This is a genomic window from Streptomyces sp. NPDC054866, from assembly GCF_053610745.1.
This window is the reverse complement of record NZ_JBSGZA010000001.1, coordinates 1,553,608-1,573,694: the sequence shown is the minus strand read 5'-3', so window position 1 is coordinate 1,573,694 and position 20,087 is coordinate 1,553,608. Positions and strand designations below refer to the sequence as shown.

The window sequence follows — 20,087 nt, the reverse complement described above, 5'->3', positions numbered from 1 at the left end:
CCATGCGCAACGAAGGACTCGGCTCCTGGCCCGCGCGCCGGGCCCGCAAGACCCCGCACCGCACCGCCCTCACCCATGAGGGCCGCCCCATCAGCTATGCCGTCCTGCACTCCCGCGTCCTGCGGCTCGCCCATGCCCTGCGCGCCCGAGGCGTCCGGCGCGGGGACCGGGTCGCCCACCTCGGGCCCAACCACCCGGCCTTCCTGGAGACCTTCTTCGCGGCAGGCGCGCTCGGCGCGGTCTTCGTGCCGCTCAACACCCGCCTGACCGCTCCCGAGATCGGATACCAACTCGCCGACGCGGGCGCCCGCACGCTGATCCACTCCCCCGCACACACCCCTGTCGTGGCGGAGCTGCGGCAGGCGTCAGGGCAGGTGGGTCTCTTCATCGAAGTGGGCCCTGATTATGAGGAGTTGATCGGGCAGTCGGTCGAGGAACCCCTGGACGAGGCGGTCGGCGGAGACGACGTGTGCATCCTGATGTACACCTCCGGCACCACGGGCCGCCCCAAGGGCGCCATGCTCACCCACGCCAACCTCACCTGGAACGCCGTCAACGTCCTGGTCGACGCCGACCTCACCGCCGACACCGTCGCCCTGGTCTCCGCCCCGCTCTTCCACGCCGCCGCGCTCGGCATGCTCACCCTGCCCGTGCTCCTCAAGGGCGGCCACTGCGTGCTCGTCGAGTCCTTCGACCCGGCCGAGGCCCTCGAACTCGTCGAACGGCACGGAATCGGCGCGATGTTCGGGGTGCCCACGATGTACGAGCTCCTCACCCGCGAGCCGCGCTGGCGGGCAGCCGACCTGTCCTCGCTGCGGATCCTGATGTGCGGCGGCGCACCCGTGCCCACGCCGCTGATCGAGGCGTACGCGGAGCGCGGGCTCTCCTTCCAGCAGGGGTACGGGATGACGGAGGCCGCACCCGGCGCTCTCTACCTCGGCGCCGAGCACGCGGAGCGCAAGGCGGGCTCGGCCGGTGTGCCGCACTTCTTCACCGACGTACGCGTCGTGCGTCCCGACCTCTCCACCGCGGCCGTCGGGGAGACTGGGGAAGTCCTTGTGCGTGGGCCCCATGTGATGGCCGGGTACTGGCAGTTGCCCGACGAGACCGCCGCCGCCTTCGCCGACGGATGGTTCCGCACCGGCGACGCGGCACGAGTGGACGCCGACGGCTTCGTCACCATCGCCGACCGCCTCAAAGACATGATCATCTCCGGCGGCGAGAACATCTACCCCGCCGAGGTCGAGAGCGCGCTGCTCGCCCACCCCGACGTGGTGGAGTGCGCCGTCATCGGCGTGCCGGACGCGCGCTGGGGCGAAGTACCGCGCGCCGTCGTCGTGCCCCGCGAGGGCGCCACCCCCGCACCGGACGACGTACTCGGCTTCCTCGCGGGCCGGCTCGCCAAGTACAAGATCCCCAAATCGGTGGTGTGTGTGAGCGAACTGCCGCGCACCGCCTCCGGGAAGCTCCACAAGCCCAGCCTGCGCCGCGCCCACGGCGGCGCGGCGACACCCAACCCTCCGGAAGGAACACCCCAATGACCGTCACCGCCAACGGACTTGACGAACTGCACGCCCTCGCCGGCAGCGAACTCGGCGTCACCGACTGGCTCGAGGTCGGCCAGGACCGCATCGACACCTTCGCCGACGCGACCGACGACCACCAGTGGATTCACACCGACCCGGAGAAGGCCGCGCAGGGACCCTTCGGAGCGCCGATCGCGCACGGCTACCTCACCCTGTCCCTCTTCATCCCGCTCTTCACCGATCTCCTCGACGTCCAGTGCGTCACCACGAAGGTCAACTACGGCCTGGACAAGGTGCGTTTCCCCTCCCCCGTGAAGGCGGGCGCCCGGATACGTCTGCGCGCCACGCTCGCCTCCGTCGAAGAGGTGCGCGGCGGGGTGCAGATCGCCGTCGACGGCACGGTCGAGATCGAGGGCGGCGACAAGCCCGCCTGTGTCCTGCGGAGCCTGTCCCGCTTCTACGCCTGAGGAGCCCGACACCATGACGCACCCACCCGCCGGAAAGGCGAGCTCCGAGGCCGGACCCGGACCCGAAGACAGTTCGGGGCAACTGCGCCGCGTCGCCCTGTCCGGGCTGCTCGGCACCGCGATCGAGTTCTACGACTTCCTCGTGTACGGCACCATCGCCGCGCTCGTCTTCGGCGACCTCTTCTTCCCCGAGGCCGATCCGGCGGTGGGCACGGTGGCCGCCTTCGGCACGTTCGCCGCGGGCTATGTCGCCCGCCCCCTCGGCGGCATCGTCTTCGGCCACTTCGGCGACCGGCTCGGCCGCAAGTCGATGATGCTCCTGACCATGGTCCTGATGGGCGCGGGCAGCTTCCTCATCGGCCTGCTTCCCACGTACGACGCGATCGGCGTCTGGGCGCCCGTCCTGCTCGTCCTGCTCCGCGTCGTGCAGGGCATCGCGATCGGCGGCGAATGGGGCGGCGCCACGCTCATGGTCGCCGAACACGCGGGCGACCGGCCGCGCGGCCTGTGGACCAGCTTCACCCAACTCGGCGCCCCGCTGGGCATGGTGCTCTCCACCGGGGTCGTCACGCTGGTGAGCACTCTGCCCGACGACGACTTCCGCGCCTGGGGCTGGCGCGTGCCGTTCCTGCTGTCCTTCCTGCTGCTCGGGGCGGGCCTCTACATCCGCCTCAAGGTCGCGGAGAGCCCGCTCTTCGCCTCGCTCACGCAGCGGCGGGAGCGCGCGCGGATGCCCCTGCTCGAAGTCCTGCGCGCGCCGCGCCCGGTCCTGCTCGCCTCGGCGGTCGGCATCGGCCCGTTCACCGCGCAGGCGCTGATGACGAGCTTCATGATCTCGTACGCCGTCGACGAGGGGTACACACGCCCGCAGGTGCTCACCGGAGTCACCGTCGCGTCCTGCGTGGCCCTTGTGGTGCTGCCGTGCGCGAACCTGCTCTCGGACCGCTTCGGGCGCCGCCCCCTGGTCCTTGCCGGGGCGCTCCTCTCGGCGGCCACCGCCTTCCCGGTCTTCGCGCTCGTGGACAGCCACCGGCCCGGACTCCTGATCCTCGCCTGCGTGATCGGGCACGGGATCGCTCAGTCCGTGATGTACGGGCCGCTGGGCGCGCTGTTCAGCGAGATGTTCTCGACGCGGGTGCGCTACACGGGCGCCTCGCTCGGCTATCAGACGGCGACGCTGCTCGGCGCCGGGTTCTCTCCGCTGATCGCGAGCGGGCTGCTCGCCACGTACGACTCCAGCGACGCGGTCGCCCTGCTGCTCACGGCCGGCAGCGCGATCACCGTGCTGGCCGTCTGGCGGGTCAAGGAGACCAACACGCGCGACCTCGCCGAACAGGGCCCTCCGCTCATTGCATCCCCGGCATCCGCGCCCTCCGCATCCTCCGTACAGGGAGAGTCCACATGACACGCGCCACCCGGCAGCCCGCGGCCGGTCTCGCGGCCCTGCTGCTCCTCATGGCTGCCGCGGCCCCGTCCTCCGCCGCGCCGCAGACCACCGCCCGCCACCTGGAGGGCACCCTCCCCTCCGGCGCCGCGTACATGATCGACACTCCGGATCACTGGAACGGCACCGTCCTGCTCTTCAGCCACGGATACCGTCCCGAGGGCGCCCCCAACCCGGCCGTGAACGCCCCCGACGATGCCACCAAGAAGCTGCTCCTGAAGGAGGGTTACGCGCTCGTCGGCTCCTCGTACGCGACGACCGGCTGGTCCGTGGAGCAGGCGGTGCCCGACCAGCTGGCCGCCCTCGACGCGTTCACCGGGAAGGTCGGCGAGGCCCGGCGGACCGTCGCCTGGGGCGAGTCGCTCGGCGGTCTGATCACCACGACGATCGCCGAGCGCCATCCGGGACGCGTCGACGGCTCCCTGTCCATGTGCGGCCTCGTGCACGGCGGGGTCGCCAACTGGAACTCCACGCTGGACGCCACGTTCGCCCTCCGCACTCTCCTCACGCCCCGCTCCGGCGACTCCGACATCCCGCTGACCGGCTTCAAGGACGCCTCCGAAGCCGCCGCATCGGCCAAACGGCTCGGCGCGAGCCTGGGCACGGCGCAGAACTCCGCGGACGGCCGGGCCCGCATCGCGCTCGCCGCCGCGCTGCACAACATCCCGGGCTGGAACGACCCGGGCGCGCCACGGCCGGCCCCGGACGACTACCCCGGCCAGCAGGCGAACCAGTACACGGCGGTACGCGGCCTGGTGGCGCAGCCCGGCTTCGTCTGGCGGGAGGAGGCCGAGCGCCGCGCCGGCGGCAACATGTCCTGGAACACCGGCGTCGACTACTCGGCGATGCTGGCCCGCTCCTCCCACTACAAGGAGGTCAAGGCCCTCTACAAGTCGGCAGGCCTGTCCCTCCGGAGCGACCTGCGCGACCTCGCCCGCGAGCCCCGCGTCAGCGCGAAGCCGAGCGCGGTGCGCTACATGGCCGACCACGCCTCGCCGTCCGGCCGTCTGAGCAAGCCCCAGTTCGCCATCCACACCACCGGCGACGCGCTCGTGCCCGTGCAGGTGGAGAACGCCTACGGCCGCGCGGTGACCGGAGCGGGCCGTGCCCCGCTGCTGCGCCAGGCGTACACGGAGAACGCCGGGCACTGCACCTTCAGCCCCGGCGAACAACTCGCCGCCGTCCACACGATCGACCACAGGATCACGACGGGCCACTGGGCCGACACCTCACCGTCGGCCCTCAACTCCCGCGCCCACCAGGCGGACCCGACCACCCCGGCCCGCTACGCGATGTACCGCCCCGGCCCCTACCCACGCCCCTACCAGGGGAGGCCACGGATTGTTCAGCAGGACGTAGCATCCGCACATGCGACCAGCCCTGTACAGCCATGAGGATCTCGAACAACACTCCCTGCGGCGCCGGGTCCCCGACGACGGGCAGCGGTCCGGCTTCGAGCACGACGTGGACCGCATCCTGTACTCGACCCAATGGCGGGCGCTTGCGGGCAAGAGCCAGGTGGTGGCGAGCGCCGAGCTGGGCGCTTACCACACCCGGCTGACCCACTCGATGAAGGTGGCCCAGCTCGGCCGGCGGATGGCGGAGCGGCTTGAGCGCAAGTACGGCGGGCCCAACCCGGCGCTCGTCGAAGCGGCTTGCATGGCGCACGACATCGGCCATCCGCCCTTCGGGCACGCCGGAGAGCTGGCCCTGCGCGACACGATGGACGAGCTGCACTTGGCGGACGGCGTCCTCGACAGCTTCGAGGGCAATGCGCAGACCTTGCGGGTGCTGACCTTCCTCGCCGCCCACAAGTACCCGGGCCATCGCGGACTGCATCTGACCCGCGCCTGTCTCGACGCGTCCACCAAGTACCCGTGGGAGCGGGCGCCGGTCGACCAGGATCCGGCGCGACACGTGAAGTGGGGCGTGTACGTCGCGGACCGGGAGGCGTTCGCGTGGGTGAGGGCGGGCCGCACCGACGCGGAGGTGCCGGTCGAGGAGCAGGTGATGGACTGGGCGGACGATGTCACCTACGCCTGCCATGACGTGGAGGACTTCTACCGTACGGGCCTGATCCCGCTGGCCGCGCTGTTCCCTCCGGACGGAGCAGCGGGCGGCGACACCGAGCGCGAGACCCGCCGCTTCCTGGACTACGTACAGGCCAAGCGGGTGCGGGCGGGCGAGGACTTCGACCGCGACGCGGCGCTGCTGCTGATGGCGGACATCGGCAAACGGCTCGCGGTGCACGCCCCCTACAGCGGCAGCCACGAGGACGCGGTCGCGGTCAACCGCCGCACCGCCGACCTGATCGCGTACTTCACCCGCGGGATCGAGCTGGAGGTCGGCGGCACCGCGGCGATCCGGTACGGGGCCCGCCTGGTGATCCCGGCCGAGCGGCGGGCGGCCTGCGATCTGCTCAAGGAGCTGGTGTGGTGCTACGTCATCGACCGCCCGGCGCTCGCCACCCAGCAGCACGGCAAGCGCCGGGTGGTCGGCGAACTCCTGCGGTGGAGCCATGACGCGCCCGAGCTGCTGCCGCCGGACCGCGCCGAGGAACTGGCGCTGCACGGCGACCGGCTGCGTGCCGCCGCCGACCATGTCGCCTCGCTCACCGAGGACCAGGCGCTGGCACTGCATCGCCGGCTGTCCGGCACGGGCCTGGGCTCGGTCAACGACAACGTGTGGCTGTGACGAACGTGTGGCCGGCTCAGCTCTCGGCGGGCGTGAGCACCACGAAGTCCGCGTTCGACGGATCGAGGCAGACGGCCAGGCGGCCGACACCCTCCACGTCCGCGGGCCCCATCTGCACGCTGCCGCCGTTCCCGGTGACCTGGGCGACCGCCGCGTCGCAGTCGGTGACGGCGAAGACCGGGTGCCAGTACGGCCGCCCGCCCGCCAGCGCGAGGTCGTCCTTGCTGAGCTCCATCAGGCCGCCCTGCATGCGCTCATCGGGCAGTCCGGCAGGAGTGACGAGGGTGTACGTCCCCGCGCCGCCCGGCAGTTCCATGTTGCTGAACTGCCAGCCGAGCACACCGCCGTAGAACTCCTTCGCGGCGGCGACGTCGCTCGTGAACAGCTCGGTCCAGGACAGCGAGCCCGGGTCGTCCGCGAGCTCGAAGCCCGAGTTCGTCCCTGGCTGCCAGACGGCGAACTGGCCGCCCAGCGGGTCGCTGTACTGCGCCATCCGTCCCCAGTCGTCGAGGTCCCTCGGCGCTACCCGCACCGTGCCGCCCGCGCGCTCCACGGCCTGAGTCGTGGCGTCCGCGTCCGTGACCGTGTAATAGATCATCCAGGCGGGGCGCGCGCCCTCCTCCGTGAGCTTGCCGAGCCCGGCGACGGTCTTGCCGTCCTTCTGGAACATGCCGCCTTCCATGTCCTCCGCCTCGCCCATGGACTCGTAGTCCCAGCCGAGCACCGCGCCGTAGAAGGCCGCGGCGGCCGGGACGTCGGGGGCACCGAGGTCGAGCCAACAGGGGGAGCCGGGAGTGAGGTCAGTGGTGATCACGACGATTCCCTTCGCAGGTCCTTGTGACACCACCAGCCTTGCACTCGGCACTGACAGTCGCGCGTCGGCTCAGGACGGTTCAGGCGTGTAGGTGACCCCAGGCACGCCTGGGTAGCGAGATGAACACGGAGGGTTTGCGCAGGCTCCCATGCGTCACGCCCGGCTGAGCCGGGCCGCGATCCCATGACCGACCAGCAGATAAATCACAGCCGGCAGACCGTAATTGAGGAGAACTCGAAGCCCCTCTGTGTCCATCGTGAAAACATCCTGTGACCACCAGGCAAGCCAGTCGGCCGTTCCGTGCACGAAATCAACGAAGATATTCGCCTCATTCGCATCGAGCAGATAGAGAACGATCCACATACCGAGGAACACGGCCGCGATGTCAGCGACCGTGTGGACGGCCAGGGCCACCCGTCGAGCGGTGTTCTGGTTCCGCTCGTGGCGGTGCGGGGGCTGCGGAGGCTGCAGGGTCTGCGGGGATTGCGGGGACTGACCGTAGGCGTGGGGACCGGACATCGGGTCGATATTGCTCACAGGTATCCAATCTGGCGCGTCGCATTGCGGGCCGAGGCAGGGGCAGGACACACCCCTGGGATCCCCTCAGGAAAATCTCCTGCCGCGTCACGCACACGATTCGCCGCACGGGCCCGAGTAAGTCTGCGTCGCATGACCGCCGCGCGTTACACGGCTATCGCAATACGCCAAATATGGCCAGGCATTCGGCAACTTACCTAAATCCGCATCCATGGCATTTCCCTGGCGAGGCAGATCAGCGCACGCGCCCCCGCGCCTTCAGCGGCACCGGCGGCAGTTCCGGCGCGGGGATCCGTTCGCCGTCGTACCCCTTCACCTCTCCGAAGCGGGTGCTTTCCATCCAGTCGGCCCGTGCCCGTGCGATCTCCTCGTTCGACCGCCCGATGAAGTTCCACCACATGATCAGTTCCTCGTCGAACGGCTCGCCGCCCAGGAGCATCAGGCCCGCGTCCGACTCGGCGCGCAGGGGGAGTTCGGTGCGGCCGCAGCCCAGGTACAGCATCGAGCCGGGCAGGACCGGGACGCCGTCCACGCGGGTTTCGCCGGACATGCTGAGGACCGCGTACTCGAAGTCGGGGTTCAAGGGGAGGCGTACGTCCGCGTCGCGGGTCAGGGTGAGGTCGGCTCCGACGATCGGGGTGTAGGTCGTGCCGGGTGACGTGGCGCCGTCGACCGTGCCCAGGATGAGGGTCGCCGTCAGGCCGGGGGCCGTGACCAGGGGCAGCTCCGCGTGGTGCTCGAAGCGCGGGTCGGTGCCGCGGTGGGCGTCGGGCAGCGCCACCCACAGCTGGGCGCCGTGCAGGAGGCGGGCGTGGGCCCTGGGGCTCTCCTCGGAGTGCGAGATCGCCCGGCCCGAGGTCATCAGGCCCAGCTCGCGGGGCCGGATCGTCTGGAGGCTGCCCGTGGAGTCACGGTGCAGGACCTCACCTTCGTGCAGCCAGCTCACCGTCTGCAGGCCCATGTGGGGGTGCGGCCCCACCTGCATGCCGGGCTCGTCCGCGATGTCGTCGGGGCCGTAGTGGTCCACGAAGCACCAGGCGCCGACCATGCGGCGGCCCAGGTTGGGCAGCAGGCGGCGGACCTCGGTGGACTCGCCGAGCTTGACCTTTCGGGGGCTGAGGAGTTCCCGGACCGGTTCGGCGACGACGAACCCGCGACCGCCGCACAGGGACGGGACCGCCTCGCGATCAAGATTGCTCATGTCGCACAACCTAGACCCGTGGGGCACCGGTCGTCAGGCACGCGCCCCGGTCATTCCGGACTCCGTCGTCCCGGCGCCGCCACCGAGGGCCCCTTAGTGGAATTTTTAACTACCCGTGGCTGTTGCACGGCTCGAAGGAGGCAACAGTGGACACGACGTACTACGACCACGGAACCGCGGCGGAGCGCTGGGAGCGCGCGCGGCAGTTCTTCGACACCAAGGAGTACGCCACGGCGGCGCGCATCCTCGCCGCCCTGGCCGACGAGGTACCGGAGCAGGTCGCCCCGCGTCTGCTGCTGGCCCGCGCCTACTACCACTCGGCGCAACTGCGGCGCGCGGAGACCGAGTTGCGTACGGTCATCGAGCTCGACCCCGTCGAGCAGTACGCCAGGCTGCTGCTCGGCCGCACGCTCGAGCGGCAGGGACGGGACGCGGACGCGGCCCCGCACCTGCGGATGGCGGCAGCCCTCTCGGGGGACTTCGCCGAGGCCTGATCGTGGCTGAGGGCCTGTCAGCCCCACACCGCCTCCGCCGCCGCGACGCCCACGAAGACCGCGCCGAGCGCCGCGACCACACTCGCCACGACATTGGCCGCCGCGTAGAACCTGGCCCCGCCCTCGGAGAGCCGCAGCGTCTCGTACGAGAAGGTCGAGTACGTCGTCAGGGCGCCGCACAGGCCGGTGCCGATGAGCAGTTGGGTGTGGGAGGAGGCGGCGCCCGCGACGGTCGCGCCGGTGAGCACGCCGAGGACCAGGCTGCCCGCCACGTTGACCGCGAACGTCCCCCACGGGAAGACCGTGTCGTGCCTGGCCTGCACGGCACGGTCGGTGAGGAACCGCAGCGGGGCGCCGATCATCGCCCCTGCCACCACGCAGAGCCAGTTCACCGGTCGGCCTCGCCCCGGCCCACGTACCGGATGACCTCGCAGTCGTCGAGGATCACAAGCCCCTCGGTGACCAGTTCGTCGAGCTGCGGCAGGAACGCGCGGATCTTGTCCTCGTCGTCCACGATCACGACCGCGACCGGCAGGTCCTCGCTCAGGGAGAGGAGCCGCTGCGTGTGGATGAGCGACGAGGCGCCGAATCCCTCGATGCCGCGGAAGACGCTGGCGCCCGCGAGGCCCGCCTTGCGGGCGCGGTGGACGATCTCCGAGTAGACCGGCTTGTGGTGCCAGATGTCGGTCTCGCCGATGAAGACCGTCACGCGCAGGGCCGTGCCCGTCAGTCTGGTCATGTCCGCCTCCACCTGGTCATGTTCGCCTCCACACCACGATGCGGCGGGTCGCCCACGACGCACTCCACACCGCCGCGAGGGCTGCGAGCAGCGTCAGTCCGAGGTAGGCCAGGCCCGTACCGGCGTGGCCGCCGTCCACCAGGCGCTCGATGTCCACCGCGTAGGTGGAGAACGTGGTGAAGCCGCCGAGCACGCCGGTGCCGAAGAAGGGCCGCAACAGGCGGTGCGGCGTCCGCATTTCGCCGAGGACCACCATGAGGACACCCATGACCGCGCATCCGATGACGTTCACCAGGAGCGTCGTCGTGGGGAAGGTGCCGGGGGCGGTCGGCCAGATCAGGGACGCGCCGTAGCGGGCGGACGCGCCGATCGCACCGCCGACGGCCACGACCGCCACCACGGGCCACACGCCGTACTCCCTCACCTGCGCCGATCCACGTAGTCCCCAGTAAAGATCACCTTCAGGCTAGCCGCCCGGTGGCGTGTCCCGCAGACCGAGGCGCAGGTGCTCGACGTGGAAGAGCGCCTGGTCGAGGAGTTCGGCCACGTGGTGGTCGTAGAGGGCGTATATGACGGAGCGGCCGTGCCGTTCGCCGGTGATGAGGCCGAGGTTGCGCAGCAGACGCAACTGGTGGGAGCAGGCCGACTGCTCCATGCCGACCGCTTCGGCCAGATCACCGGCCGCGCAGGGGCCCTCCTGCAGACGGGCGAGGATCAGCAGCCGTGAGGGCGTCGCCAGGGCCTGGAGGGTGGCGGCGACGTCGGCGGCCCCCACGGTGTCCAGGCGTTCGCGCGTGGTGGCGGTGCTCTTGTCGTCGACTCCGTGACCCATGGCAGCATCCTATCGACGACACATGTACGCATGAAGAGCTGTTCATTCGTTCCTGTACGGTGTGGGCGTTGCCGTTCCCCAGCCCGTGAAGGGTTCCTTCGTCATGCCCACTGCCCTGCTCCCCCGCTCCGACCAGGGAACCTCCGCCGGTCCCTCGGCGGCTCCGCGCCGCCGCACCCGCGTCCTCGCGCTCGCCGAGGCCCGCTGGGCGGCGGCGGCCACCGTCGCGTTCCTGATCGCGCTGCCGCTCCAGCTGACCGGGGCCGCCTCATGGCTGTGGGGCGCGCTGTACGCCGTCGCGTACGTCGCCGGTGGCTGGGAGCCGGCGCTCGCCGGGCTGCGCGCGCTGCGCGAGAAGACCCTGGACGTCGACCTGCTGATGATCGTCGCAGCGCTCGGCGCGGCGTCGATCGGGCAGGTGATGGACGGGGCTCTGCTCATCGTCATCTTCGCCACGTCGGGCGCCCTTGAGGCCCTTGCCACGGCTCGTACCGCCGATTCGGTACGCAGCCTGCTCGACCTCGCGCCCACCACGGCCACGCGGGTGGCCGACGGGGGCGGTGAAGAGGGCGGTGAAGAGACCGTCGACACGGCCGAGTTGAAGGTCGGCGACGTCATCCTCGTACGACCCGGTGAGCGGGTCGGAGCGGACGGCGAGGTGCTCGACGGTGCCAGTGACGTCGACCAGGCGACGATCACCGGGGAGCCGCTGCCGGTCGCCAAGGAGGCCGGGGACGAGGTGTTCGCGGGCACGCTGAACGGGGCGGGGGCGCTGCGGGTGCGGGTCGGGCGTGACGCGTCGGACTCGGTGATCGCGCGGATCGTGGCGATGGTCGAGGAGGCGTCGGAGACCAAGGCGCCGACGCAGCTGTTCATCGAGAAGGTCGAGCAGCGGTACTCGCTCGGCATGGTCGTCGCCACGCTCGCCGTGTTCGCCGTGCCGCTCGCGCTCGGCGACGACCTGACCGGGGCCCTGCTGCGGGCGATGACGTTCATGATCGTGGCCTCGCCGTGCGCGGTGGTCCTTGCCACGATGCCGCCGCTGCTCTCGGCGATCGCGAACGCGGGGCGGCACGGCGTCCTGGTCAAGTCGGCCGTCGTGATGGAACGTCTGGGGCAGGTCGACGCGGTCGCCCTCGACAAGACGGGCACCCTGACCGAGGGAACGCCCCGGGTGACCGCCGTCCACGCGCTCCCCGGCAGCGGCCTGACGGACGACACACTCCTCACGCTCGCGGCGGCGGCCGAGCACCGCAGCGAACATCCCCTGGCCCGCGCCGTCGTGAGCGCGGCGCGCGCTCGCGGCCTGGAGATTCCGGCGGTGGCGGACTTCGCATCGGCGCCGGGGGTCGGCGTGAGCGCCACGGTCGGGGGCGCGGTCGTCCGGGTGGGCGCTCCGGCACGGCTGCTGACCATGCCGACCGGTGAGCCCCAGGAGGCGGCGAGCACCGAAGCCCTCGCCCGCGCACGGCAGTTGGGCGAGGACGGCCAGACCGCGGTGCTCGTTCTGCGCGACGGAGCCCCCGTGGGCGTCCTCGGCATCGCCGACCGCCTGCGCCCGGACGCGGCGACGACCGTCACCGCCCTGAAGTCCCTCACGGGCACGGCTCCGATGCTGCTCACCGGCGACAACGCGCAGGCCGCGGCCCGGCTCGCGACGGAGGTCGGCATCGATGACGTACGGGCCGGACTGCTCCCGCAGGACAAGGTCGCGGCGGTACGCGAGGCGGAGGGCGCGGGACGCAAGGTCCTGGTCATCGGCGACGGCGTCAACGACGCGCCCGCCCTGGCCGCGGCCCACACCGGCATCGCGATGGGCCGGGCCGGTTCCGACCTCGCCCTGGAGACCGCCGACGCCGTCATCGTGCGGGACGAACTCGCCACCGTGCCAAGGGTGATCGCCCTGTCCCGGCGGGCCCGCGGGCTCGTGGTGCAGAACCTGGTGATCGCAGGGGCGTTCATCGCCGTCCTGGTCACCTGGGACCTCGTCGGCAGCCTGCCGCTCCCCCTCGGCGTACTCGGGCACGAGGGTTCCACCGTGATCGTGGGGCTGAACGGGCTGCGGCTGCTGCGGGAGGGGGCGTGGCGGGACGCGGGTGAGTGAGCTCGGTGTGGTCCCGGTGACCTCCCCCGGAGAGGAGGCCACCGGGGGTGGGGGACCCCGGGCCGCACGGCGCGAGCGCCGCGTGGATTACCCCCGATACGTCTCCAACAGCCGCAGCCACACCTCACTGACCGTCGGATAGGCCGGGACCGCATGCCACAGCCGGTCGATCGGCACCTCCCCCGCGATCGCCACCGTCGCCGAGTGGATGAGTTCGCCTACGCCGGGGCCCACGAAGGTCACGCCGAGCAGGATCTCGCGGTCGAGGTCGACGATCATGCGGGCGCGGCCTTCGTAGCCGTCCGCGTAGAGGCCGGCTCCCGCTACGCCCGCCATGTCGTAGTCCACGGCACGCACGCGGCGGCCCGCGGACTCCGCCTCCGCGAGGGTGAGGCCCGCCGATGCCGCCTCGGGGTCGGTGAAGACCACCTGGGGTACGGCGGCGTGGTCGGCGGTGGCCGAGTGCGCGCCCCAGGTGTCGGTCTCCAGGAGGGGGACGCCCTGGGCGCGGGCGGTGATCGCGGCGCCGGCGATGCGGGCCTGGTACTTGCCCTGGTGGGTGAGGAGCGCGCGGTGGTTGGCGTCGCCCACCGCGTAGAGCCAGTCGCTGCCCTGCACCCGCAGGCTCTCGTCGACCGGCAGCCAGGAGCCGGGGTCCATGCCGATCGTCTCCAGGCCCAGGTCGTCGGTGCGCGGCGCGCGGCCCGTGGCGAAGAGGATCTCGTCGGCTTCGAGAGTGTCTCCGTCGCTCAGGGTCGCGGTGACCGTGCCGTTCTCCCTGCGTACGCCCGTGACGGAGACGCCGGTACGGACCTCCGCGCCCGCCTCCGTCAGCGCCTTGGCGACCAGCTCCCCGGCGAACGGCTCCATGCGCGGCAGCAGCCCGTCCTCACCGCGGACGAGCATGGTGACCTGCGAGCCGAGCGCCTGCCAGGCCGTGGCCATCTCCACCGCGACGACGCCACCGCCGACCACCGCGAGGCGGCCGGGCACATGATCCGCGCTGGTGGCCTCGCGGCTCGTCCACGGCTTCACATCGGCGAGGCCCGGCAGATCGGGCAGTGCGGCGCGGGTGCCGGTGCACACCGCCACCGCGTGGCGGGCCGCGAGGGTCTGCTCGGTTCCGTCCGAGCCCGTGACACTCACCTGGCGTGTTCCCGCGATGCGCCCGTGACCGCGGTAGAGGTCCACGCCGATCGAGTCCAGCCAGCCGACCTGGCCGTCGTCCTTCCAGTGCGAGGTGTAGTCGTCCCGGTGCGCGAGGACCGCCGCGGCGTCCAGGGGACCCTGCACCGACTGACGCAGTCCTGGCACCTTGCGGGCGTCCGAGCGGGCGATGACCGGGCGCAGCAGCGCCTTGCTCGGCATGCAGGCCCAGTACGAACATTCGCCCCCGACGAGTTCGCTCTCCACGAGCGCCACGCTCAGGCCCCCCGCACGGGCCCGGTCCGCGACGTTCTCCCCCACGGGACCGGCGCCCAGGACCACTACGTCGTATGTCTTCGAATCCGTCATGGAAGCCAGTGTGGTCGCAGGTGTGCGACGTGGCCACATGGGTACGCGCGCGGAACGAGCACGGGTGAGCGCGTGGAATACGTCTGCCGCCCGGGCCGTTGTGCACAGCGGCTTCGACCGACAGCAGGAAGAGGGAAACACCATGAGCAGCACGACTGTGGAGCTCACCAAGGAGAACTTCGACCAGACGGTCACGGACAACGAATTCGTCCTGATCGACTTCTGGGCGGAGTGGTGCGGTCCGTGCCGGTCGTTCGCGCCCGTCTACGAGAAGGCCGCCGAGGCCAATCCCGACATGGTCTTCGGCAAGGTGGACACGGAGGCGCAGCCTGAGCTCGCTCAGGCCTTCGGCATCCAGTCGATCCCGACGCTGATGATCGTCCGCGATCAGGTGGCCGTGTTCGCGCAGCCCGGCGCACTGCCCGGGGAGGCCCTGGAGGACGTCATCGGGCAGGCCAGGAAGCTGGACATGGACGAGGTCCGCCAGTCCGTCGCCGAGGAGCAGGCCAAGGCTCAGGCGCAGGAGCAGTAAGGAAGCCCCCACAACCCCCACAAACCACGAAAGCCTCAGGCAGAGCCCACAGGCAGAAGGGTCAGCTGGACTCGCGGTGCACCGCGCTCGCACCGAGCACGTCGTGCACCTCGGGCTCCATGCCCGGGTCACGCACGACCCGGTCGACGAGCTCCGCGAGCTTCTGACCCGACGGCAGCTCGATGCGGACCGTGCTGAGCCGCGGCCGCAGGAGCCTGCCGAGCATCAAGTCGTCGGCGCCGATCATCGCCGTCTCCTCGGGGACGGCGATGCCTTCGTCCTGCAGCGCCCGCATCAGCAGCATCGCGTACTCGTCGTTGTACGTGAACACTCCGTCGACCCCCAGCGTGCGCCAGCGCGCCGCGAGCCGGGCCGCGGACTCCTCGTCGTAGGCAAGGGGCAGCTCGGTCGCCGTGGCGTCCGTGCCGTGCTGTGCGACGGCGCTGCGGATGCCTTCGGCGCGCGGGCGCGCGAAGGGCTCGAGGCCCCGCTCCTCGGGGATCACGACGCCGATGTGCCGGCTGCCGCGCTCCAGGAGGTGGGCGGCGGCGCACTGTCCCACCAGACGCTGGTCCATGAGCAGGGCGTGGGCGCCCTCGGCCCGCTGCGGGCCGATCGTGAAGACGGCCTTGGCACCTGAGCGCTTCAGGACGCTCACACCGCGCGCGCCGAGCCCCGACGCGTCGGGGGCGAGGACCGCCACCGGGCGCAGCTCGGCCCAGGCGCGGGCCGCCTCCTCGCCGGTCAGGCCGAGGCTGCCGTACTGCACGACGGTGTAGTCGAAGCGGCTGAGCGCCCACTGCAGCTCGTTGAAGAACTCGCTGAAGAGCGGGCCCGCCGGGATCTGCGGCGTGGGCATCAGGACCACACGGGTGTGCCCGGCGCGCAGGCTGCGGGCCGCGGCGTGCGGGACGTACCCCAGTTCCTTGGCCGCCTCGTGCACGCGGCGGCGGGTGGGCTCGCTGATGCGGACGGCGCTCGTGTTGTTCAGGACGTACGAGACGGTCGCGCGCGAGACTCCCGCCAGACGCGCCACGTCGGCGCTGGTCGGCACGGAGTACTGCGCGGACTGCGGCGCGGACTGCTGCGTCTGCTGATGTGCACTCTTGTTCGGTATCTGCACCATGGCAGGACTCATCTTTCCAGACGGCGCGGGAACGCTCCCCGGCGGGCGGCGCGGCGCCCCCGACCTGTGCCTCGGCTTCCGCAGGATGCCGTGCGCGGCGCGAACTGCCCTGCACACGTACCGCGTTCCTCCCACGCCGGTTAGCGTGCGTGCACCTGCCCGTCGATCAAAGGTGCCCCCACATGACAGTCGACCGTGCTGATGGCCTCGCGCGCACCGCTCGCGCGCTGACCGACGGAGAAGTGACCGCACGTGAGCTGACCGAGCGGACACTGGCGCGGATCGAGGCCTCACAGCCCGTGCTCAACGCCTTCAAGCTGGTCCGGGCCGAGGCCGCGCTCGCCGAAGCGGACGCCGCCGACCGGGAGTTGGCGTCCGGCGGGGCGGGGCGGTCCCAGGGGCGTCCGCTGCTCGGCGTGCCGCTCGCCGTGAAGGACGACACCGACATAGCGGGCGAGCCGACCGCGTTCGGCTGCCGGGGTGACTTCCCGCCGAAGAAGGAGGACGCCGAGTCGGTACGCCGGCTGCGGGCGGCCGGAGCCGTGATCGTCGGCAAGACCAACACCTGTGAGCTGGGGCAGTGGCCCTTCACGGAGGGCCCCGGCTTCGGTGACACCCGCAACCCGTGGCACACCGACCACACCCCCGGCGGTTCGTCGGGCGGCTCGGCGGCCGCGGTCGCCGCGGGCCTGGTCCCCGCCGCGCTCGGCTCCGACGGCGCGGGCTCGGTGCGCATCCCCGCGGCCTGGACCCATCTCGTCGGGATCAAGCCGCAGCGCGGCCGCATATCGACCTGGCCCTGGCCCGAGTCCTTCAACGGCATCACCGTCAACGGCCCCCTCGCGAGGACCGTCGCCGACGCGGCCCTGCTGCTCGACGCGGCGAGCGGCAACCACAGCGGTGACCTGCACAAACCGTCCGCCATCAGCGCCACGGACGCGGCGACCCGCGAACCGGGGCGGCTGCGGATCGCTCTCTCCCTGCGCATGCCGTTCACCGCGACCCCCAAGCGGCTGCATCCCGTGGTGCGCCGGAAGGTGATGGTCCTGGCGGACCGGCTCGCCTCGCTCGGCCATGACGTGGAGGAGGCCGACCCGCGCTACGGCCAGATCGGCCTGGACTTCGTGCCGCGCGCCACGGCGGGCATCACCGACTGGGCCCGCGAGATCCCCGACCCGCACCTGCTCGACCCGCGGACCAAGGAGGCGGCCCGTCTGGGGCGCGTGCTCGGCGGCGCCCCGCTGCGTCTCGCCCGCCGCGCCGAAGCCGCCCTGCACCGCCGTGTCGGGGCGATCTTCTCGACGTACGACGTCGTCCTCACGCCCACCACCGCCACTCCCCCGCCCCGGATCGGCACCATGGCCGCCCTCAGCGGCTGGCGCACCGACCAGGCCATGATCGCCGCCTGCCCCTACGCGTGGACGTGGAACGTCCTCGGCTGGCCCGGCGTCAACGTGCCCGCGGGCAAGGCGGACGGCGGCCTCCCGGTCGGCGCGCAGCTGCTCGGGCCCGAGGGCAGCGAGCCGCTGCTGATCTCCCTTGCCGCGCAGCTGGAGGCGGACCAGCGCTGGTACGAGCAGTGGCCCGAAGCCGCTTAGCCGGTGGCCAGCGTCCGCCACAGCGCCGGGTCCTCGAAGCCGATGGCCCACAGGACGGTGTGGCGGACGCCGTACTTCCGCAGGACGGGCAGGTGCGCCGCGGTGCCGCGTGCGTCCTGGTACCAGACGGTGCGGCGCTTGCCGCCTTCCGTGTACGTGAAGTGGGGCGTGCTCGACTTCGGGTCGATGCGGTAGGGCGCGCCGATCCGGCGGCGCAGGGCCTCCGCTTCCTTCCAGGTGACGTGCCTGGCGCGGTCGCGGCTGCCGACCTGCCAGTCCCAGCCGTAGCCGGGCAGGCCCATCTCCAGCTTGGCGGCCGGGACTTCGGCGGTGGCGCGGCGCAGGATCTCGTCGTACCAGGCGGGGGACGACAAGGGGCCCGGTGAGCCCTCGGCCCAGTGCTGGTCGTAGGCCATGACGCGCAACCGGTCGCCGACCATCGTCGCGTACCCCGCGCTCACCTTCTTGTAGACGGAGTCGCCGGTGGGCGCGATGCTCTCGTAGTCCAGGTCGATGCCGTCGTACGCGCGGCTGCGGACGATCCGCAGAAGCTCCTCGATGTGCTCCGCGCGGCGGGTCTTGTCGGTGACGACGGCCGCGAGCGCTCCGGGCGGCATCCGCTCCATGACCGTCGGCACGACCTTGGCTCAGGGCCTTCTTGTACGCGGCTTCCTGGTCCCAGTAGGGGAGCCATCCGGAGGCCGAGCGCGGCGGCGGGGTGGGGAAGCTGCGGGAGCGTGGGGGCAAGTGCTGTGCTGCAGAGGGCGAGGACCGCGGTGCCCCGGGCCCGGCTGAGGTGTCGTCGATCGCCATGGACCGAGCCTGCGGGGCATCTGACGGACCCGCCCCGCGGGTTGGGCCGGACAGGTTCTACGGTGGCCCGCGTGACTGCCAACACCGATGACCCGCAGATGTCCGCGCACCCGGGCCGCACGGGCCGCACCGCGACCACCGAGGCCGAGCCCCGCGAGGTCGGCCGGGTACAGACGACGTACGCCCCCGCCCACGACGGCGATCCCGACCCCGGCGAGATCGTCTGGACGTGGGTGCCCTACGAGGAGAACGACGGGCGCGGCAAGGACCGTCCCGTCCTGGTCGTCGCCCGCGAGGCGCGCGGCACGCTGCTCGCCGTGCAGCTCTCCAGCAAGCAGCACGCCGACGATCGCGACTGGGTGCCGATCGGCAGCGGTCCCTGGGACCGTGAGGGCCGGGAGTCATGGGTCGCCATCGACCGGGTGCTACGGGTGCACGACGCGGGCATGCGGCGCGAGGCGTGCGCGCTCGACCGGATGCGGTTCAATCTGGTCGTACGGCGGCTCCAGGAGCGCTACGGCTGGCGTTAGCCCCGCTGGGCAGCACGAGCGGCGCCCTTGAACCCCGCGCCGAACGTCTCCTCGAAGGCGGCCCGCGTCACCGCGCCGCGCGTACGGTCGAGCACCCCGAAAACTATGTGCTCGAAGTACCCGTGGAACCGGCCGCCTTCGTCGAGGAGCCCCCGGAACGCGTCCGCCACCTGGGCGGGGTCGTTCTGGAAGACCCCGCAGCCCCACGCACCGAGCACGAGCCGCCGGTAGCCGCAGACGACGGCGGTCTCCAGGACCCGCTCCGCGCGCCGGGCCAGGGCGGTCGGAAGCTCCGCGACGCGCTCGGGGGCCTGGCGCAGCACGACGCCCGCGTTCGGCGCCGCCGAGGTCAGGAAACCGACCCTGTACGCCGCGTCGAGGAGCTGGCCCCGGTCGTCGCGGAATACCGGCACGGCCGGGGAGTGGATCACGCGGTCGCTGTAGAAGGGGTCGCGGTGGGCGCGGTGGTGGTCGTAGAACTCACGGGCCGACCGCACGCACGTATACAGCGCCGAGGCCCGGCACAGCGCCTCCTCCTGTGCCTGGGCGCCGTTCAGATAGCCGCCGCCGGGGTTGCGTGCGGAGGAGAAGTTCAAGGCGGCCACCGGGCCCCCTTCCGCGTCCGTCAGGCGGCGCGCGGCCTCCAAGCTGCTCTCGCCGGTGACCTCGACTACCGTGGAGGTCACCTCGGGCGGCGTCACGGAAGTCACGGAAGTCACGGGAGTCACGTACAGGGCCGCCGGACCGAACATCCGCGTGCCGGAGCGCGCGGCGTCCACCGCATCCGCGATCACCACCTCGCGGCCACCCGGAGCGGCGTACCGCCCAGCCGCCACGATCTCCTCGGTCTGCTGCGCGATGCCGCGCAGTCGCGCACTCATGCCCGCTCCCCCGACCCGGCGTCCGCCGCCCTGTCCCCCGTCTCACACATGAACGCATGGTGAGCTCTTCCCGTCGCCCGCCGCAACAGAATTCCCTGGCATCGACTCGACCCCAGGGGCACTCTTGTGCGAATGGCCGACCTGGTCTTGGGTGGGACGAGCGCTGCCAACTCGGTCCATCCCATATCGAGTTGACCGGGTGGTCCACAACCGCTGGACCAGGCAGAACTTGAACAGGAG

21 protein-coding genes are annotated in these 20,087 nt (G+C 71.7%); 10 read left to right on the top strand and 11 right to left on the bottom strand.

Annotated elements, in window-relative coordinates:
• Positions 1-2: 2 nt before the first annotated feature.
• From ACWGI2_RS06700 to dgt, 5 genes are read left to right on the top strand one after another with little or no spacing between them, the layout of a single operon-like run.
• A complete protein-coding gene (locus ACWGI2_RS06700) occupies positions 3-1,541 on the top strand; it encodes an acyl-CoA synthetase (RefSeq protein ID WP_453694363.1) in 1,539 nt (512 codons plus the stop codon).
• The gene (locus ACWGI2_RS06695; protein ID WP_453694362.1) at positions 1,538-1,993 is read left to right on the top strand and encodes a MaoC family dehydratase; all 456 of its coding nucleotides are present in this window, start codon (positions 1,538-1,540) and stop codon (positions 1,991-1,993) included. The genes ACWGI2_RS06700 and ACWGI2_RS06695 overlap by 4 nt, the downstream gene beginning before the upstream one ends.
• A 13-nt stretch (positions 1,994-2,006) precedes the next feature.
• The gene (locus ACWGI2_RS06690) at positions 2,007-3,398 is read left to right on the top strand and encodes an MFS transporter (protein WP_453694361.1); all 1,392 of its coding nucleotides are present in this window, start codon (positions 2,007-2,009) and stop codon (positions 3,396-3,398) included.
• Positions 3,395-4,831, top strand: coding sequence for a DUF6351 family protein (locus tag ACWGI2_RS06685; RefSeq protein WP_453694360.1), 1,437 nt, complete (start codon positions 3,395-3,397; stop codon positions 4,829-4,831). The genes ACWGI2_RS06690 and ACWGI2_RS06685 overlap by 4 nt, the downstream gene beginning before the upstream one ends.
• Positions 4,806-6,131: a dGTP triphosphohydrolase gene (dgt, locus tag ACWGI2_RS06680; RefSeq protein WP_453694359.1), complete on the top strand. Its 1,326-nt coding sequence runs from the start codon at positions 4,806-4,808 to the stop codon at positions 6,129-6,131. Before ACWGI2_RS06685 ends, dgt begins: the two co-directional genes overlap by 26 nt.
• Before the next feature lie 16 nt (positions 6,132-6,147).
• On the opposite strand, the gene ACWGI2_RS06675 is transcribed toward dgt, so the two are convergent.
• The 3 genes from ACWGI2_RS06675 to ACWGI2_RS06665 form a co-directional block, all read right to left on the bottom strand.
• A complete protein-coding gene (locus ACWGI2_RS06675) occupies positions 6,148-6,945 on the bottom strand; it encodes a VOC family protein (RefSeq protein ID WP_453396006.1) in 798 nt (265 codons plus the stop codon).
• Between the two features lie 153 nt (positions 6,946-7,098).
• Positions 7,099-7,482: a hypothetical protein gene (locus tag ACWGI2_RS06670; RefSeq protein WP_453694358.1), complete on the bottom strand. Its 384-nt coding sequence runs from the start codon at positions 7,480-7,482 to the stop codon at positions 7,099-7,101.
• 235 nt (positions 7,483-7,717) lie between these two features.
• Positions 7,718-8,683 (bottom strand): pirin family protein, encoded by a 966-nt coding sequence (locus ACWGI2_RS06665; protein WP_453694357.1) that lies wholly within the window; start codon positions 8,681-8,683, stop codon positions 7,718-7,720.
• A gap of 146 nt (positions 8,684-8,829) precedes the next feature.
• On the opposite strand from ACWGI2_RS06665, the gene ACWGI2_RS06660 reads away from it, so the two are divergent.
• A complete protein-coding gene (locus ACWGI2_RS06660; protein WP_453694356.1) occupies positions 8,830-9,177 on the top strand; it encodes a tetratricopeptide repeat protein in 348 nt (115 codons plus the stop codon).
• A gap of 17 nt (positions 9,178-9,194) precedes the next feature.
• On the opposite strand, the gene crcB (ACWGI2_RS06655) is transcribed toward ACWGI2_RS06660, so the two are convergent.
• From crcB (ACWGI2_RS06655) to ACWGI2_RS06640, 4 genes are read right to left on the bottom strand one after another with little or no spacing between them, the layout of a single operon-like run.
• Complete coding sequence (gene crcB / locus ACWGI2_RS06655; RefSeq protein WP_453694355.1) at positions 9,195-9,569, bottom strand: fluoride efflux transporter CrcB; 375 nt, start codon at positions 9,567-9,569, stop codon at positions 9,195-9,197.
• Entirely contained in the window at positions 9,566-9,916 is a 351-nt protein-coding gene (locus ACWGI2_RS06650; RefSeq protein ID WP_453396001.1) for a DUF190 domain-containing protein, read from the bottom strand. The genes crcB (ACWGI2_RS06655) and ACWGI2_RS06650 overlap by 4 nt, the downstream gene beginning before the upstream one ends.
• A 16-nt stretch (positions 9,917-9,932) precedes the next feature.
• The gene (gene crcB / locus ACWGI2_RS06645; protein ID WP_453694354.1) at positions 9,933-10,340 is read right to left on the bottom strand and encodes a fluoride efflux transporter CrcB; all 408 of its coding nucleotides are present in this window, start codon (positions 10,338-10,340) and stop codon (positions 9,933-9,935) included.
• 42 nt (positions 10,341-10,382) lie between these two features.
• Positions 10,383-10,748 carry an ArsR/SmtB family transcription factor gene (locus tag ACWGI2_RS06640; protein WP_453395999.1) on the bottom strand — a complete coding sequence of 122 codons (366 nt, stop codon included), beginning with the start codon at positions 10,746-10,748 and terminating at the stop codon, positions 10,383-10,385.
• A 103-nt stretch (positions 10,749-10,851) separates the two neighbouring features.
• Here ACWGI2_RS06640 and ACWGI2_RS06635 point away from each other — a divergent pair, with 103 nt between their 5' ends.
• Positions 10,852-12,852: a heavy metal translocating P-type ATPase gene (locus tag ACWGI2_RS06635; protein WP_453694353.1), complete on the top strand. Its 2,001-nt coding sequence runs from the start codon at positions 10,852-10,854 to the stop codon at positions 12,850-12,852.
• An 87-nt stretch (positions 12,853-12,939) separates the two neighbouring features.
• Here the strand turns inward: ACWGI2_RS06635 and ACWGI2_RS06630 are convergent, their stop codons facing one another.
• Complete coding sequence (locus tag ACWGI2_RS06630; RefSeq protein ID WP_453395997.1) at positions 12,940-14,367, bottom strand: dihydrolipoyl dehydrogenase family protein; 1,428 nt, start codon at positions 14,365-14,367, stop codon at positions 12,940-12,942.
• A 142-nt stretch (positions 14,368-14,509) separates the two neighbouring features.
• On the opposite strand from ACWGI2_RS06630, the gene trxA reads away from it, so the two are divergent.
• Positions 14,510-14,899, top strand: coding sequence for a thioredoxin (trxA, locus tag ACWGI2_RS06625; protein ID WP_160509119.1), 390 nt, complete (start codon positions 14,510-14,512; stop codon positions 14,897-14,899).
• Positions 14,900-14,960: 61 nt separating this feature from the next.
• On the opposite strand, the gene ACWGI2_RS06620 is transcribed toward trxA, so the two are convergent.
• The gene (locus ACWGI2_RS06620) at positions 14,961-16,025 is read right to left on the bottom strand and encodes a LacI family DNA-binding transcriptional regulator (protein ID WP_453694352.1); all 1,065 of its coding nucleotides are present in this window, start codon (positions 16,023-16,025) and stop codon (positions 14,961-14,963) included.
• A 182-nt stretch (positions 16,026-16,207) separates the two neighbouring features.
• On the opposite strand from ACWGI2_RS06620, the gene ACWGI2_RS06615 reads away from it, so the two are divergent.
• A complete protein-coding gene (locus ACWGI2_RS06615; protein ID WP_453694351.1) occupies positions 16,208-17,623 on the top strand; it encodes an amidase in 1,416 nt (471 codons plus the stop codon).
• Here the strand turns inward: ACWGI2_RS06615 and ACWGI2_RS06610 are convergent.
• Positions 17,620-18,261, bottom strand: a complete 642-nt coding sequence (locus ACWGI2_RS06610) for a hypothetical protein (protein WP_453694350.1) — start codon at positions 18,259-18,261, stop codon at positions 17,620-17,622. The two genes, ACWGI2_RS06615 and ACWGI2_RS06610, sit on opposite strands and share 4 nt — an antisense overlap.
• A gap of 246 nt (positions 18,262-18,507) precedes the next feature.
• On the opposite strand from ACWGI2_RS06610, the gene ACWGI2_RS06605 reads away from it, so the two are divergent.
• Complete coding sequence (locus ACWGI2_RS06605) at positions 18,508-18,966, top strand: type II toxin-antitoxin system PemK/MazF family toxin (RefSeq protein ID WP_453395992.1); 459 nt, start codon at positions 18,508-18,510, stop codon at positions 18,964-18,966.
• On the opposite strand, the gene ACWGI2_RS06600 is transcribed toward ACWGI2_RS06605, so the two are convergent.
• Positions 18,963-19,847: a TIGR02452 family protein gene (locus ACWGI2_RS06600; RefSeq protein ID WP_453694349.1), complete on the bottom strand. Its 885-nt coding sequence runs from the start codon at positions 19,845-19,847 to the stop codon at positions 18,963-18,965. The genes ACWGI2_RS06605 and ACWGI2_RS06600 overlap by 4 nt on opposite strands.
• Positions 19,848-20,087 lie beyond the last annotated feature (240 nt).